This is a genomic window from Deltaproteobacteria bacterium (genome assembly GCA_019912665.1).
GTDB lineage: Bacteria > Desulfobacterota > GWC2-55-46 > GWC2-55-46 > GWC2-55-46 > UBA5799.
The window spans coordinates 422,017-435,830 of the sequence record JAIOIE010000018.1 but is presented as its reverse complement, the minus strand read 5'-3'; the positions used below and the strand labels follow the sequence as shown (position 1 = coordinate 435,830).

Here is a 13,814-nt window from a genome sequence, read left to right as displayed (position 1 = left end):
GTCCTGTTCCTTCGATGCAGATGGTGGTAATGAAAGAAGCAAAAGAGAGCTTCGAGTCGAACCGGATGAACCGTACCCGACGGCAACGAAGCCGCTCCCTGTTTTGATTAAGTTCTCGTAAAAAGTAACCCGCGCCTCTTGGAGGCCCAAGCTATTCTTTCAGGGATTCGAGCACGTACTCGATCTTCGCGGCGTCCTTGACGCCTTTCATCCATTCGCTCCAGTACTTTTTGTACTCTTTTTCCCGCAGCTCATGATTCAGCTTGTCAAGGTCGAGATCTTCGAATTTTTTCTGGACCGGGGGCTTGCGGCCCTCGACCTTTACAAGGTGATATCCGTGGATGGTCATCACGGGGCCGACTATCTTGCCAACTTCCGCGCTCGCTACCGCTTCCTCTATCTCCTCGAATACGCTGCCCACGTGGGCCCAGCCCATGTCCCCGCCGGATTTGGCGTAAGGGTCCTCGGAGAACTCTTCGGCCAGCTTGGCAAAGTCCTTGCCCGACCTCGCTTGTTTCAGTATCTCCTCGGCCTTCCTCTTGGACTCGTTCCAGACGACCGCCCCGCCGCCGGGGTCGGCCTTGACGAGGATAGATCTTAAATGGAACCTTTCTGGCTCCATGAATTTTTCTTTGTTCTTGTTGTAGTAGTCCCTCAGGAACTCCTCGGTAACCGCTTCAGACGCCTTCTTCCCGAACTCGTCCCTCTTTTCGGCCGAAACCTTGGTGACCACGCGCTCCTTTTTGAGCATTTCGCGCAGATCGTTCACGGTCATGTTGCTTCTTTTAAGCACTTTTTCGAAGCTATCGCCCTTGGGCACGTTCTTTTTCGCATCGTTGACAGCCTTGTCGAGCTCCTTCTTGTCGATCTTGTCCAGCTTGTTCTTCTTCGCGAAATCGTATATCAGCTCGGTCTCGATCAAAGTGTTAAGCGCTTTCCTCTGGATCTTCAGGTAGCGCTCGTCTGACACCGACTGGTGATAGGTCATAAAGGGGAGCAGGTTGTTCATGGTCCCTTCGAGCTGCCCCTTGGTGATTGACACTCCGTTCACCTTGGCCACCGCGTCGTTAGGGCCGAGCAGCTGATAGTTCTGTTGGGGTTGGGCTCCGGCCGGCGAGAAGGCGATAAGTACGGCGGAGACTGAGGCTAATAGAAAACCCATGAATGGACGCGTCATATAAAAACCTCCGTTTTGTTGGGTTGCATTATAATACAAAGCTCGGGAATATAAAACATTTTTCAGGCGTTCTGCCGTATTTTCCTCCGGGTGCCTCCTTAAGCCCCTACTTGGAATCGGAGAATGCGGGCGCGATATTTCTCCCGGGTCGGCATGGCATAGAGCAGGGCTATTTTAGCCTTTTTTGCTTAAAACCGGGGTTATCGGGATATTAAAAATTTTTAACGAGGAACTCGGGCATCATAGCGGCGAGCGAGGCAATCTTTTACGGATTTTTTGCAGGCGCCTCAGTCGCTTTCATCCGCCTCTGGCCATTCTTACTCGCAATTCTGCACTCGGCGCTCTCTTACCAGTACCGTGTGCCTAAAGGCTTTACTTGAGCGGAGAGGATTGATTCTGGCGGGATGTCAGGCGGGGAGGGCGAACAGGCTGAAAAAAAAGGGCCGGCAATATGCCGGCCCTTTTTTCAATACTCAACAGAGCGTCTTTTCAGACGCGGGCTGTCTTACTTCTCGTGGCAGGTCTTGCAAACGCCGGAACCCGTGTTGCCGCCGACCCTTCTGAGGAACATACCGTCGGTGCAGGTTTCGCCGCTGTTGCCGCACCAGTTGGACCAGGAGTTCTGGGTACCCTCGTAGCCTTCGAGGTAGGTCGACTTGACCTCGTCCCAGCTGGTGTTCTTGAAGTGCGGGTCGTGGCAGCTGACGCACTCGACCTTGTCGTTCCTGAGGAGGTCGCCGATGGTCGCGGTGTCAGATACGAAACCGCCTACCGCCCACTTGTTCTGGCGGAGGTTGCCGCCGGCCTGGACAGCCGCGTTCGTGGTCGACCATACGTCGGAGTAGAGGTCGATAGAGGCTATGTCAGTGGTGGTGGCCCTGAGGCTCGCCCTTCCGCCATCGACGTGGTCGGCGCCGTAGTATACGACGGAGACCGGGTGGTCGTTGCTGAGGTCAGTGCTGATGTTGAGCCTGCCGATCTGGCTCTTGGCAACTGCCGCATATTCGTTGGTCGTGTTGCCGTGGCAGCCGTAGGTACAACCGAGGTTGTTGCGGTCGGTGGACTCACCCCTGAAGTTGCCCTGGTCGAAGACACCCATGCCGAAGCCCCAGGCAGCCTTGTTGGTGCCAAGACCCTTGCCGGGCGCGTTCACGAGGTTGTCGAAGGTGGTTACGCCGTCGTGGCAGCTAAGGCAGGCCAGCGAGGCGCCGCCGGGCTGGCCGATCGAGGTGCCGGCAGCCGTCGTGCCATAAGGAGTGAAGGTCTCGGCGGCAGCGGCGTTGGTCCTGTTCCAGAGAGGAGCCTTCTCGCCAGCCGCGAAGCCGTCAACGTTGGCATGGTGAGGGGTGTGACAGAATACGCATATCTCGGTCGTCTGCCTGGTGGCTATCGGACCGCCCAAGGCTCCCATGTTGTGCCTGGACTTACCGATACCGTTTGCGGCGGTGCCGGCCTGGAAGTCGGTGGTGAAGTCGGTCGCGCTGACGATGCTTCCGGTACAGACGGCGGCTGTGAAGACGGCGGCTGTAAGGAGCGCTTTTCTGAGAGTGAACCTTTTCATAATCTTACTCCTTTGATTGTTTTTCGTTAGTTTTGAGCTCGTCCGTGGCAGCCAAAAAAAAGGCCGCCAATACTGTCCGCCGTCATCGGCAGTATTGCGGCATCGTCGCCGGCAAAACTTTTGGAGGCCCTCCGTGAGCCTCCGGTCTACTCAGGTTAGCTCCATTATACCCCGAAATTAAAAGCTGTCAAGGGAAAATTAATCTGAATTTAATCCGAGGAAGGCTTGGTGGTGTACCTTGGTTTTCCGTGGTAAATCAGCTAGTTGAAAAAAAGCCGCCCCGATTTGGGGCGGCTTTCGGAGAGGTTGTATTACTTTTTCTTTTTTGACTGCGCCGCAGCCGCTTCCCTTGCCTTTGATTTCTCACCCAGGAACTCGAATACGGTTACCCTTGAGTTCCATGAGTCGACGACATATATATAGTCCTCGTTGTCGATGGCTATGCCGGCAGGGAGTATCATCGCGCCCCTGCCGCTTCCGTATCCCGAAAAGCCCAGAAGGATCCTGCCCTCGGTATTGAATATCTGGACGTTATTGAAGGCCGCGTCCACCACATACAGGTGCCCCTCGCTGCTGACCGCCACTCCCCTCGGCCGTGCGAACATGCCTGGCGAGTCCCCGAACTGGCCGAACGCCCTGATGAACTTCCCTTCCGAATCGAATATCTGCACCCTGCCGTTCATGGTGTCGACGACGTATATATTGCTCGTCGTCTGGTCCACGGCTATGTAGGAGGGGAAATTGAATTCGCCTTCCTCTTTGCCCCGTTTTCCGATGGTGTCGATGTGCTTGAGTGTCTCGAGATCAAATACCCTTATATCATGCGTATGCGTATCGATTACGTAGAGCCTTTTTTTGTTGTTGTCGACCGCAAGCCCCGTAGGCTGCTGGAAAGGCACTTCAGGCCTGAGCGTCTGGATGACCTTTCCGTCGGGCGCGAGAGCGGTCACGGTGTCCAGCTGGGAGTCGGATACGAACATCCTGTCGGAGTCGTCGGTCACTATGCTTATGGGCTTGTAGAACATCTTGATACCCATGTCTCCCAGGGTGTACACCTTCGAGTTCTTGGTATCGAAGACGAAGACGTCCGACCTGGCGGTATCCGTCACGAAGACTTTGCCGTGCCTGTCCACGTGCACGCCCATGGGCTTGCTGAGGTTCGTCCCTGAGGCCTCTCCGAGGATCAGGCTGGCCGCGACCCCGCCCTTGGAGAAATCCGCGGTGCCCCTGTGGGTTTTTACGTATTTTATGCGGGGCTGGTCCGGCGGTTCGGGCCAGACGATGTCGCTATGTGGGTTTTTCGGCGCGCACCCGTAGAGGATTATTGCGCCGGCCAAAACGAAAAGAAGCTTCCTTGCGAATCTGCTCATTTGCCTTCCTCGTTCCTTTTCAAAGGATTATGGGTTGCTATAGCCCGTAGCCGCAAGGACCGCGGCGGTTCAAGGCAACCTCTAAAAAGTGATCTTTTCCGCGGACTCTGGGTAATCACGGGAATAAAAAGCTCACATATTATCATATATGCTCCGCTATTTATTCCCGGCTTCCTTGATTGCGGAAAAGATCTCTAATTTCTAAAGGTTGCCTCCAGTTGAAAGATACGGCAGATATTCAAGTGTTTTGCGATGCCGCCCGCAGGGGATATATTACACAGCTGAATCCGATGAGTCAAGCTGTTTAGGCCTCTTCGCGCTCGCGATTCAGGTTGTGACTACCTCCACCTTTCCCTTTCAAGGGATTCGCCTTTTTTAACTATATGGCACCTTACGCAGTTGTCCCTGGGCCAGAAGGTGAAGGCGACCTTGCCGTGGCACCTCCCGCACCATTGGCCTTGGAATATCTCGTCCATCGTTATGGGGTTTGCGCCGACCTCGGGGATGAATATCTTGGGATGGCAGTTGTTGCAGCTCAGCCAGTAAGTGTGTATGGAATGGGGAAATAGGACGTTGAACATGAGGGGGACCTTCGCCTCTATGAATATATTCAGGTCGAGTATCGGTTCCTCCTCCGCCTCGGGGTCGATGGAGCCCCTTGGGGTTATGTATCCTCCCATGACCGCGGCGGTCCAGTTGACCTCCCCGGATGGGTCCTTTGGCAGGCTGTCCAAGGCCTCTATTTCGCTTGTCCCCCTCCGGATTGCCGCCCTTTTAGCGAGCTCTTTATAGAACTTCTCGTAGTAATCCGTCTCAGCTTCGCGGGGGGGTTTTGCGCTGACCTTTTGCGCCCGTGGGTCGATAAGACTGTCGAGTGTTTCGCCGCAGCCCGCGATTGCAAGGGCAATGAGAATGGCGAAAAGGGCGAAGTGGCGCTTTTTCGAGGGGAGAGGTTTCAATTGCCGGCCTTATACCGGACAGGTTGCGATTTTTACATTTTCCCGTCCATATAAGTTTGTACCAGACGCGACTAGAGCTTGTCAAGCATTATGCCGCGCATATCTTGAATATATTTGACAATTCTTGCCCAAAGATATAATTTAGGACGCATGGAAAGCAAGGCCATATGGTCCATTGGCGGGGGAAAGGGCGGCATAGGCAAGAGCGTCATGACCGCCAATATAGGATGCGCGCTCGCCAGGCTCGGAAAGAAAGTGGTCCTTGTGGACGCGGACCTCGGAGGGGCCAACCTCCATACATATTTCGGGATCAAATATCCTCCGACCGGCCTCGACGACTTCCTCAAGGGCCGGATAGCCGAGCTCGACGAGGCGATGATAGAGACGGCCCAGCCCAATCTCCGGCTCATATGCGGGGCAGGAGAGTTCCTCGGCATCGCAAACCCGGCCCATGCCAGAAAACAGAAGCTCATGAGCGGCATAAGGAAGCTCGGCGCGGATTACATTATCGTGGATCTCGGCGCGGGCTCTTCCTACAACACCCTTGATTTCTTCTCGCTCTCAAGCCAGGGGATAGTGGTCCTGGCGCCCGAGCCTGCCGCCATACAGAACGCCTACATATTCCTGAAGAGCTTCGTCTACAGGAGGCTTCAGAGGCTCTTCTCGGGGAACCAGAGGCTTACGGAGATAATACAGGACGCGACTGACCCGAGAAGCCGGGGCGCGGTCAAGTCCTTCCCGGACCTCTGCGAAAGGATAGCGGCCGAGGACAGGGACGCGGCATCCCGCGCCGTTACGGAGGTCAAGGGCTTCAGGCCCAGGCTCCTACTGAACATGGCGTCTTCCATGGAAGACGTCAGGGTGGCCGAGGCCTTCAAGGGCGCGGCCTCTACTTTTCTCGGCCTTGAAACCGATTTTGTCGGCGCTATCCCGTCAAGGCGCTCCATAAAAGACGCCGCGCGGAAGATGAGGCCCTTTATGCTGGAGGAATCGGCTGTGGACGCTAACGAAGACATGAAAAGGGTAATACAGAACCTCCTTAAATCCGAGGAGCTGGCGAAAGAAGCGCCTCAGGCAAAGGGACAAGACGGTTGCCGGGAAAAAGTCCCGGAGCCCGCCCACCCCGCGGCCCATGCCGGGGAGCCTGCCGGAGAGGAGGTCTTCGGCTTCAATGAGAACATAAGCCATGAAGGGGCCGTCTTCCACGTGCAGACAGAGGCCCAGGGCGGCGCAGACGCCTTCATCGAGACCATCATCTATAACGGCGGCAGGATATTCTTTTCCAAAAGGACCCGCTGGAAGGAAGCGCCTCCGGAAGCGGCCCAGGCCGGCTTCAAAGAGTTCGCCGCAAGGCAGCACAGGGCCGCGGTCGCGGCCATAAAAACTAACAGGATAACGATAAAGACATGAGCTCGGGCAGGGTATTTCTCACGGGGGACCTTGACGCCTTCCATCCCGCGTTCAAAGACCTCGTCGCTGAATGCGGCTTTGCGGTCTTTACAGGAGGCCGGGACGTCTCTCCGTCAGCCGACGACCTGCCTGTAATAGGCGTCTCCGGCACGCAGGGGCTTAAGGCTGCGGATTTTGAGACTCCAAGGCCATTTCTCGTCTATACCGGGCTCGCTCTTCCGGAGCCCGAGATGCGGAGGCTCAAGGAGGCCGGCCTCCTCGGGGTCATTTGCGCGGAGACTCCGCCCGAGGACCTTGCGTTCCTTTTTAAAAAGGCCTTTTTCTATGAGAAGATGCTCCGCCGGAATCCGAGGGCGCCGGTAAACATACCAATTGCGCTATCGTTCGGCACAAGGGAGGTAAGCTCGTTCGCGACTCTTTTGAGCAGGGACGGCATATTCGTCGTGAGCCTCAACCCGCCGCCCGTGAACTCGGTCTGCACGCTACGGTTCAACTTGCCCGGAATCCGGAAAGAGCTTGCGACCGGCGCCCGTGTCCTTTACCAGATAAGCGTGAACAGGGACCTGAACATCATATCGAGTCCCGGTGACCCCTTCAAAAGGCTCGTGTCGCACCCGGGGATGGCGCTTCTCTTTACCGACATGCCGGAGAAGGACAGGGAGCTGATAGAGAGTTACATAGAGACGGTTTTTTAGCAGGCTGCTGAAAAAGCCCAATCTGCTGCGTCGTCTTCAAAATTGGACACCCCGGCGTACGATAAAAGTACGCCTCATTCCTCATTTTTCGACTCCTGCAGCCTGCATAATTTTGAGTTGAGTTTTTCAATTATTTAGAGCGCCGTCCATCCATTTTTTTTGACCTCAGGCGCGCTTCCTTTCTTCTTCGCTCGATGCCCGTAGTATCTCCGCCACTTCGCTGTCCTCGACCTGGCTGAAATCGATATAGAGCTGGCTTACCGCGAAGAAGAGGTCGGGTATGTGCGGGCATAAGACCTCCGAGACCTCTTTCATCTCGCGTATGCGGTCCACGGTGTCCGCGGGCCCGCCGGGAACGGCGGCGATTATCTTTTTCGCGCCCGAGGCGTGGGCCGCCTGTATGGCGGAGATCATGGTAGAGCCGGTAGCGAGGCCGTCGTCGACTATAATGACAGTCCTGCCCTTTAGCGGCACCTTTTCCTTTACCGACCTGTAAAGGTTAAGGCGCTCCCGCATTGTGCGGAGCCTTGATCGAGTCTCCTCCTCGATGTAGCTATCCTTGATGCGCAGGCCCCTTATCGCGAGGCGGTTAAGGTAAACATGCCCGTCCTCGGAGACAGCTCCTATGGCCAGTTCGGGGTTGTACGGGGCCCTGAGCTTTCCCGCGAGTATGACGTCGAGCTCGGCCCCGATTGCCCTGGCTATCTCGGCGGCCACCACCACACCGCCCCTCGGGAGCCCGACAATCACCGGCCCTTCGCCCGCGTACTTCCTTAAGACCTCCGCAAGGGCCCGTCCGGCGTGCGTCCTGTCCTGGTAAGGGGCAGGCCTGTCCATTCGTTGCCTCCTGCCTAAATCTTATCTTTTAATGAACTCTTGTCAAGAAGTGGGGGATAAGGCGCTTATTCCGTTTCAGCGGAGGGAATGGACCTTTGGCTTACGAGTCCCATCCATTTTAGCGCCGCGTCAGCGACGGCTATGACTGCGAGCACGGCCATCACCGCCACGAGCACTGAATCGAGGCGGAAGGTGAAGGCCTGCGAGGGGTCTATTGCCGCCGCTGCCTTGGCCGAGAAGATCCAGAAGAGCTTCCAGGCGGCCACGAGCGTCATGACCACCATGAAGACCATGGGGGCAAGCGTTACCCATGCGTATCTGGTTTTGCCCATCTTGATGAGTATGGTAGTCCCCACCGAGAGCGCTATCGCGGCAAGGAGCTGGTTCGCGACTCCGAACATGGGCCAGATGGTGGCTACACTTCCAGAGCTTATGAGATAGCCCCACGCCGCGACGACTAGCGCCGTTAGGACGACGATTGCAGGCATGGAGCCGGTCTTCCCCAAGGGGTTGTAAAAGGTGGCCCCGAACTCCTGCAGTATGAACCTTGCCACCCTTGTGCCGCCGTCTATGGTGGTGAGTATGAAAAGGGCCTCGAACATGAGCGCGAAGTTATACCAGTACGGCATGAGCCCCTTCATGCCGGGAAGGGCGCTGAAGATGTAAGCCATACCGACCGCGAGCGAAACCGCGCCGCCGGGCCTTCCGGCCACCTCGGTGCCCACGGTTGCGGAGAGCTCCTTTATCTTCTCGGGGGCAAAGCCCATTGCCGAGAGCGCGTCAAATGAAAGGGTGGTGTTTATTGCGAAGTAGTCGCCCGGAATGAGTACGGTCGCGGCTATGAGTGCGATGACCGCCACGAACCCTTCCGCGAGCATGGCGCCGAAGCCGATAGGCTTTATATCCCGCTCCCTTATTATCATCTTGGGGGTCGTGCCCGAGGCTATGAGGGAATGGAAGCCCGAGATGGCCCCGCACGCTATGGTTATGAACATGAACGGGAACACGGTGCCGGGGATTATGGGCCCGCCGCCCTCGATAAAGCGCGTGACCGCCGGCATCCGTATCTCGGGCGCAAGGAAGATGACCCCGGCCGCGAGTATTATTACCGTCCCTATTTTCATGAAGGTGGAGAGGTAGTCCCTCGGCGCAAGGAGGAGCCATATGGGGAGGACCGAAGCGAAAAAGCCGTACATGGCGATTGACCAGATGAGGAACTCCCTGTCTCTGTTGAATATGGGCTCGAGAAATGTGCCCTGGATGTAGCTGCCACCGACGACGGCCGCTATGAGGAGGGCTATCCCGATGACGCTCACTTCCCCGACCTTTCCGGGCCGGAGCTTCTGGAGGTATATGCCCATGAAAAGGGCTATGGGGATTGTGGCGGCTATTGTGAACGTGCCCCAGGGGCTCTTGTAAAGCGCGTTCACTACCGCGAGCCCGAGCCCCGCGAGCGCCACTATTATGATGAAAAGGACGGCAAGCGCCGCCGTGAAGCCCGCAACCGGCCCGATCTCCTTCCGGGCTATCTCCGCGAGCGAGCAGCCGTTCCTCCTTACCGAGGCGAAGAGTATTACCATGTCGTGGACCGCTCCGCCGAAGACCGCGCCCACGAGTATCCAGAGAAACCCCGGAAGGTATCCGAACTGCGCCGCCAGCACCGGCCCGATGAGGGGGCCCGCCCCGGCGATCGACGCGAAGTGATGACCGAAGAGGACAAGCGGATGGGTAGGGTGGTAGTCAGACCCGTCGTTCAGGCGAACCGCAGGGGTGGGTCTTCGGTCGTCAAGGGCCAGTACCTTCGCGGCGATAAAGGCCCCGTAAAGGCGGTAGGCGATTATGAAGAAGCACGCGGCAGCTATTACGAGCCAGAGGGCGTTCACGCCCTCCGATGGGTTTATGATGCGGGTTGTGACACCGAAGGACACCGCGAAGGCGATGGCGAGGGCGGCTATCACGATGCTTGAAAGCTTCATGGGGGCTTATGCCTTTTACGGAGATTGCAGATGGGCTATTTTAAGGCAGGCGGCATGGGGGTGTCAAGGGAGGGAAGATGGGCTCAATAATTCACTCTGTTTATAAGCTCCAAATGCCGTAGAATTTTCGAGCGTTCTTGCAAAATGCCTTTTAACGCGCTGCCGCGCTTTCGGGCATAAGGCTCAGTTCGCTTTCCGCCTCCTTCCTCGGGGCTCGGCCCTTAAGTCGCTCGGCATTTGCCTCGCTCCTGCTACCCCGCCTCGCCCGCCCCTTCTCCACCCCTATGCTCACTCCGCCTTATGCCCTGGATTGTTTTGAGAGACAAAAAGAGGTCTTATTTTTTTTGATTTTTTAGTCAAGGGTGGGATATGCCCACCTTCTGAATAGAATAATGGGCACGGTAAAACATGGGTTGTCAATTCGCCGATAGAATGGAAAAAATATGTCGATGATGGCGTGTGTCAGTCAGGTTGGGGCGGAGGCGTTAACGGTTTCGACGGCATAAGGGCAGAGTAAAAAAGAAATGGTGGGCGTAGCCCACCATTTCTGAAAACCATAATGTCCGGATATATCACATTACTCGACAGCTCTACTTCGCCTCTCCCCCGACAGTTATCTCGGGAATCCTCAATGTAGGCTGGGCGTCCGAGACCGGCACGCCCTGGCTGTCCTTTCCGCAGGTGCCGATGCCGAAGCCCAGGTCTGTGCCGACCATGTCAATCTTCATGAGCACGTCCGGGCCGTTCCCGGTGAGCGTCGCGCCGCGCACAGGCTCGCCGACCTTGCCCTTCTCGATAAGGTAGCCTTCGGTCACCTCGAAGACGAAATCGCCGTTAACGGTATTCACCTGGCCGCCGCCCATCTTTTTGACGAACAGCCCTTTTTCGAGGGAGCTTATTATGGCCTCGGGGCTCTCCTTTCCCGGCGCGATGATGGTATTCGTCATCCTCGGTATGGGCCTGTGGTGATAGGATTCCCGCCTGCCGTTCCCTGTGGACCGGAGGCCCGACTTCATTGAATTGAGCCTGTCGCACATGTATGAGCGGAGTATGCCGTTCTCGACGAGCACTGTCCTCTCCGCAGGCGTGCCCTCGTCGTCGAAGAAGAACGAGCCGCGCTTATAGGGAATGGTTGCATCGTCTAGCACGGTTATGGATTCGTTCGCGACCTTCTCTCCGAGCTTTCCGGAATAGACGGAAAGATTCTGTAGGGCAAGGTCGGCCTCAAGGCCGTGGCCCACGGCCTCGTGTATCATGGTGCCTCCGGCATCGCTTGAGAGGACGACGGCCATGCTCCCGCCGGGAGCCCTCCTTGCGCCGAGCATCATTACCGCCCTCCGGGCGGCTGCTTCGGCAATGGCCTCTGGCGGGGTCTCGTCGAATGCCTCGAGGCCCATTATGCCCCCGAGCGGCTCGTATCCGGTCTGCATGACATCGCCCTCTGCGGAGACGGCGTTACAGAGGAAAAGGAGCGCGTTCCTCTCCTCCTCGACCCACTCGCCGAGGGAGTTGACGATGGCGGTCCTCCGGAGGCCGTCGCCGTAGACGACCCTGACCTGCCGTATCCTCTTATCGAATGCCCAGGCCGTCTTCTCGCCCCTCTTTACGAGCCCGACCTTCTCATCCAGCGCCGCCTTATAAGGTAGGCGCTTTATATCGAATCCCGGTGCGGATTCCTTCCTTGTGAGGTTCAGGTCGCCTGCTTCCTTACCTTCGCGCACCCCCTTGGCAACAGCGCCCGCCACTTCAAGGAGCCCCTTTTCCGTAAGGTCGTTCGTGTACGCGTAGTAGGTCTTTAGCCCTGCTATTACCCTTATGCCCGCGCCCCTGTCCCTGCCGGTGACGACTCGCTCTATCCTTTTTTCCTCGGCGACTATCGAGGTATTGGCGGTGTCCTCGACGTAGATGTCCGCGTACTCGCCGCCGTTTGCGAGCGCGGCTTTAAGGACCCTGAAAGGGTCGAAAGCATCAATGAGTCCCATCGATCCTTAAACCTCCTTACGAGAGAGCTTTTCACTCGCTTCGTCTTCCCCGTTCTTTCTTTTCGAACATCTGGCAATCCATCCCCGAGGACCTCTTTACCACGGCAGAGGGCATCTCCCGGCTCTTGAAGCTCAGGGCTTTGCACCCCCTCGGGAAGAACTCGTCCCAGGTCACATAGAAGTGCCTGCATTGGTAGCAATTTATGTGGTCTTCATCTACCGCCATACCTAAAGGCCGCCTCGAAGATTGCCGGGCGGAGCTAAAAGCATAACCCATTTCGCCACGTTCATCCAGCCTGTTCTGGTTTTGATATCACCTTATGAAGAGGGCCATGACCTCGCCCATGCTTTCGGCGCTGTCCAAATCCCATAGTGACGAGAGCACCCTGTCAGCAAGGCCGTCCCCGAGGTACCATCCGCTCAGGTACCTGAACTTGTCCTCTATCTCCTTTTCGGTCATTGGGTTCTTGGGGTGGCCCCTGGGGTAGATGACCTCGCTTGAAAGTATCTTTCCGGATGAGAGCCTGACCTCGACCCTGTTCGGCACCGCCTCCGGGTACATACTGTCAAGCACCGGGTCTTTGAGGACGCTTACCTTTCGGATAAGCTCTTTCAAATCAGGGTCGTTCATCCTCTCGGAATAGGTCGCGAGGTTCACGTTCCCATCGATGAGCGCGGCAGAGACGAGGAAGGGGAGGCTGTGGTCCGCCGCCTCCCTCGTAGCGGGCCGCCACTTCTCCGGGCCTGAGCCGATTATCTCGTATCCGGCGCCGAAGGTGCTTACGCGGACATACTCTATCTCCCGAAGGTCCTCTATTTCGGGGACAAGCTCGATGGCGGCGGCTATCGCGCTCTGTGAATGGTGCTCGGCGGGATAGAACTTCAACGAGCTATCGGATATCTTGAACGGCTCGCCCCCTTCGCCGCCGAAGGAGGGAGAGAGCGCGAGGGGGCCGGAGACGACCCTTTCAAAACCGAACTCGCCCTCGAATACCGGGGCCGGGCCGGTCATGCCGTTCTTCGCCATGATTGCCGAAAAGAGCGCGTCTTTAGAGGTATTGGCGAAGGCGCACCCCTTCCACATTGATAGCTCCCCCGCGCGCGACTGCCGGAGCGCCGGGGAGATGGTGCCGGCTATGTTGATGGCGTTCACGAACTCGTCCCTTCCGAGGCCAAGAAGCATGGCCGCGGCGGTAGTTGCCGAGAAAGCGCCGTAGGCCACGTGGTCCCATCCTCGGTCCCTCAGCCTTGCCGCGTCGCAGAGCCTCATCTGCACCTCGTAGGCCGTAACGAGCGCGGTCAAGAAGTCCGCGCCGCCTGCCCCGGATGCTTCAGCCGCTGAGAGCGCGGCGGCGATATTGTCCGACGGGTGCGAGGGCTCCTTCGAGAGATATGTGTCGTTAAAGTCGAGATACCGGACCAGTATGCCGTTAGAGAACGCGGCGTGCTCCGGCGTCGTGCGGGAGGCTGTGCCGAGGACGGTTGCCGAGAGCCCGCGCGATAATTCGGGCGAGGCTGCTATCGAGGCCCTTGCCGGAGGGGACTCCAAGCCGCCGAGCATGCAGGCAAAGGAATCCACGACACGTTTTTTGGCCTCGTGCACTACCGTTTGCGGCAGGTCAGCGAACTTCTGGCCAAGCGCGTAATCAGCTATCCTTTCGGCAAGGAAGCCCTTTCCCACTCGTTCTCCTTTTGAGCCGGGCTCATTCGGACAGAACCGCTTTCGTCTGCTATAATGCGACAAGCCGCGTTCGCACCCCATCAGCACGTCTGCGTCGAATCCGTTTGCAAGCATTGTAATGAAATCGTCCGCGACTTGATGAATATAGCCCACAACCGCCGCCCCG

Annotated in this window: 11 protein-coding genes; 2 read left to right on the top strand and 9 right to left on the bottom strand. The window is 57.2% G+C overall.

All coding sequences use genetic code 11. From position 1 onward, the window contains the following. Positions 1 to 151 precede the first annotated feature (151 nt). The 4 genes from K8I01_06530 to K8I01_06515 form a co-directional block, all read right to left on the bottom strand. Positions 152 to 1,177: a peptidylprolyl isomerase gene (locus K8I01_06530; protein MBZ0220070.1), complete on the bottom strand. Its 1,026-nt coding sequence runs from the start codon at positions 1,175 to 1,177 to the stop codon at positions 152 to 154. A 505-nt stretch (positions 1,178 to 1,682) separates the two neighbouring features. Continuing rightward, complete coding sequence (locus K8I01_06525) at positions 1,683 to 2,738, bottom strand: hypothetical protein (protein ID MBZ0220069.1); 1,056 nt, start codon at positions 2,736 to 2,738, stop codon at positions 1,683 to 1,685. A gap of 311 nt (positions 2,739 to 3,049) precedes the next feature. Beyond that, the gene (locus tag K8I01_06520) at positions 3,050 to 4,108 is read right to left on the bottom strand and encodes a 6-bladed beta-propeller (GenBank protein ID MBZ0220068.1); all 1,059 of its coding nucleotides are present in this window, start codon (positions 4,106 to 4,108) and stop codon (positions 3,050 to 3,052) included. Positions 4,109 to 4,446: 338 nt separating this feature from the next. Then, positions 4,447 to 5,067 carry a cytochrome c3 family protein gene (locus K8I01_06515; protein MBZ0220067.1) on the bottom strand — a complete coding sequence of 207 codons (621 nt, stop codon included), beginning with the start codon at positions 5,065 to 5,067 and terminating at the stop codon, positions 4,447 to 4,449. Between the two features lie 150 nt (positions 5,068 to 5,217). On the opposite strand from K8I01_06515, the gene K8I01_06510 reads away from it, so the two are divergent. Both K8I01_06510 and K8I01_06505 read left to right on the top strand, forming a co-directional pair. Then, positions 5,218 to 6,477 carry a P-loop NTPase gene (locus tag K8I01_06510; GenBank protein ID MBZ0220066.1) on the top strand — a complete coding sequence of 420 codons (1,260 nt, stop codon included), beginning with the start codon at positions 5,218 to 5,220 and terminating at the stop codon, positions 6,475 to 6,477. Beyond that, a complete protein-coding gene (locus K8I01_06505; GenBank protein ID MBZ0220065.1) occupies positions 6,474 to 7,172 on the top strand; it encodes a PilZ domain-containing protein in 699 nt (232 codons plus the stop codon). Before K8I01_06510 ends, K8I01_06505 begins: the two co-directional genes overlap by 4 nt. Before the next feature lie 165 nt (positions 7,173 to 7,337). On the opposite strand, the gene K8I01_06500 is transcribed toward K8I01_06505, so the two are convergent. From K8I01_06500 to K8I01_06480, 5 genes are all read right to left on the bottom strand, one after another. After that, the gene (locus K8I01_06500) at positions 7,338 to 8,009 is read right to left on the bottom strand and encodes a phosphoribosyltransferase (protein ID MBZ0220064.1); all 672 of its coding nucleotides are present in this window, start codon (positions 8,007 to 8,009) and stop codon (positions 7,338 to 7,340) included. Positions 8,010 to 8,074: 65 nt separating this feature from the next. Further along, on the bottom strand, positions 8,075 to 9,985 hold the full coding sequence (locus tag K8I01_06495) for a carbon starvation protein A (GenBank protein MBZ0220063.1): 1,911 nt from the start codon (positions 9,983 to 9,985) through the stop codon (positions 8,075 to 8,077). Positions 9,986 to 10,575: 590 nt separating this feature from the next. Further along, a complete protein-coding gene (locus K8I01_06490; GenBank protein ID MBZ0220062.1) occupies positions 10,576 to 11,967 on the bottom strand; it encodes a TldD/PmbA family protein in 1,392 nt (463 codons plus the stop codon). 31 nt (positions 11,968 to 11,998) lie between these two features. Next, complete coding sequence (locus K8I01_06485; GenBank protein ID MBZ0220061.1) at positions 11,999 to 12,193, bottom strand: uracil-DNA glycosylase; 195 nt, start codon at positions 12,191 to 12,193, stop codon at positions 11,999 to 12,001. A gap of 87 nt (positions 12,194 to 12,280) precedes the next feature. Next, a complete protein-coding gene (locus tag K8I01_06480; protein ID MBZ0220060.1) occupies positions 12,281 to 13,648 on the bottom strand; it encodes an MmgE/PrpD family protein in 1,368 nt (455 codons plus the stop codon). Positions 13,649 to 13,814 lie beyond the last annotated feature (166 nt).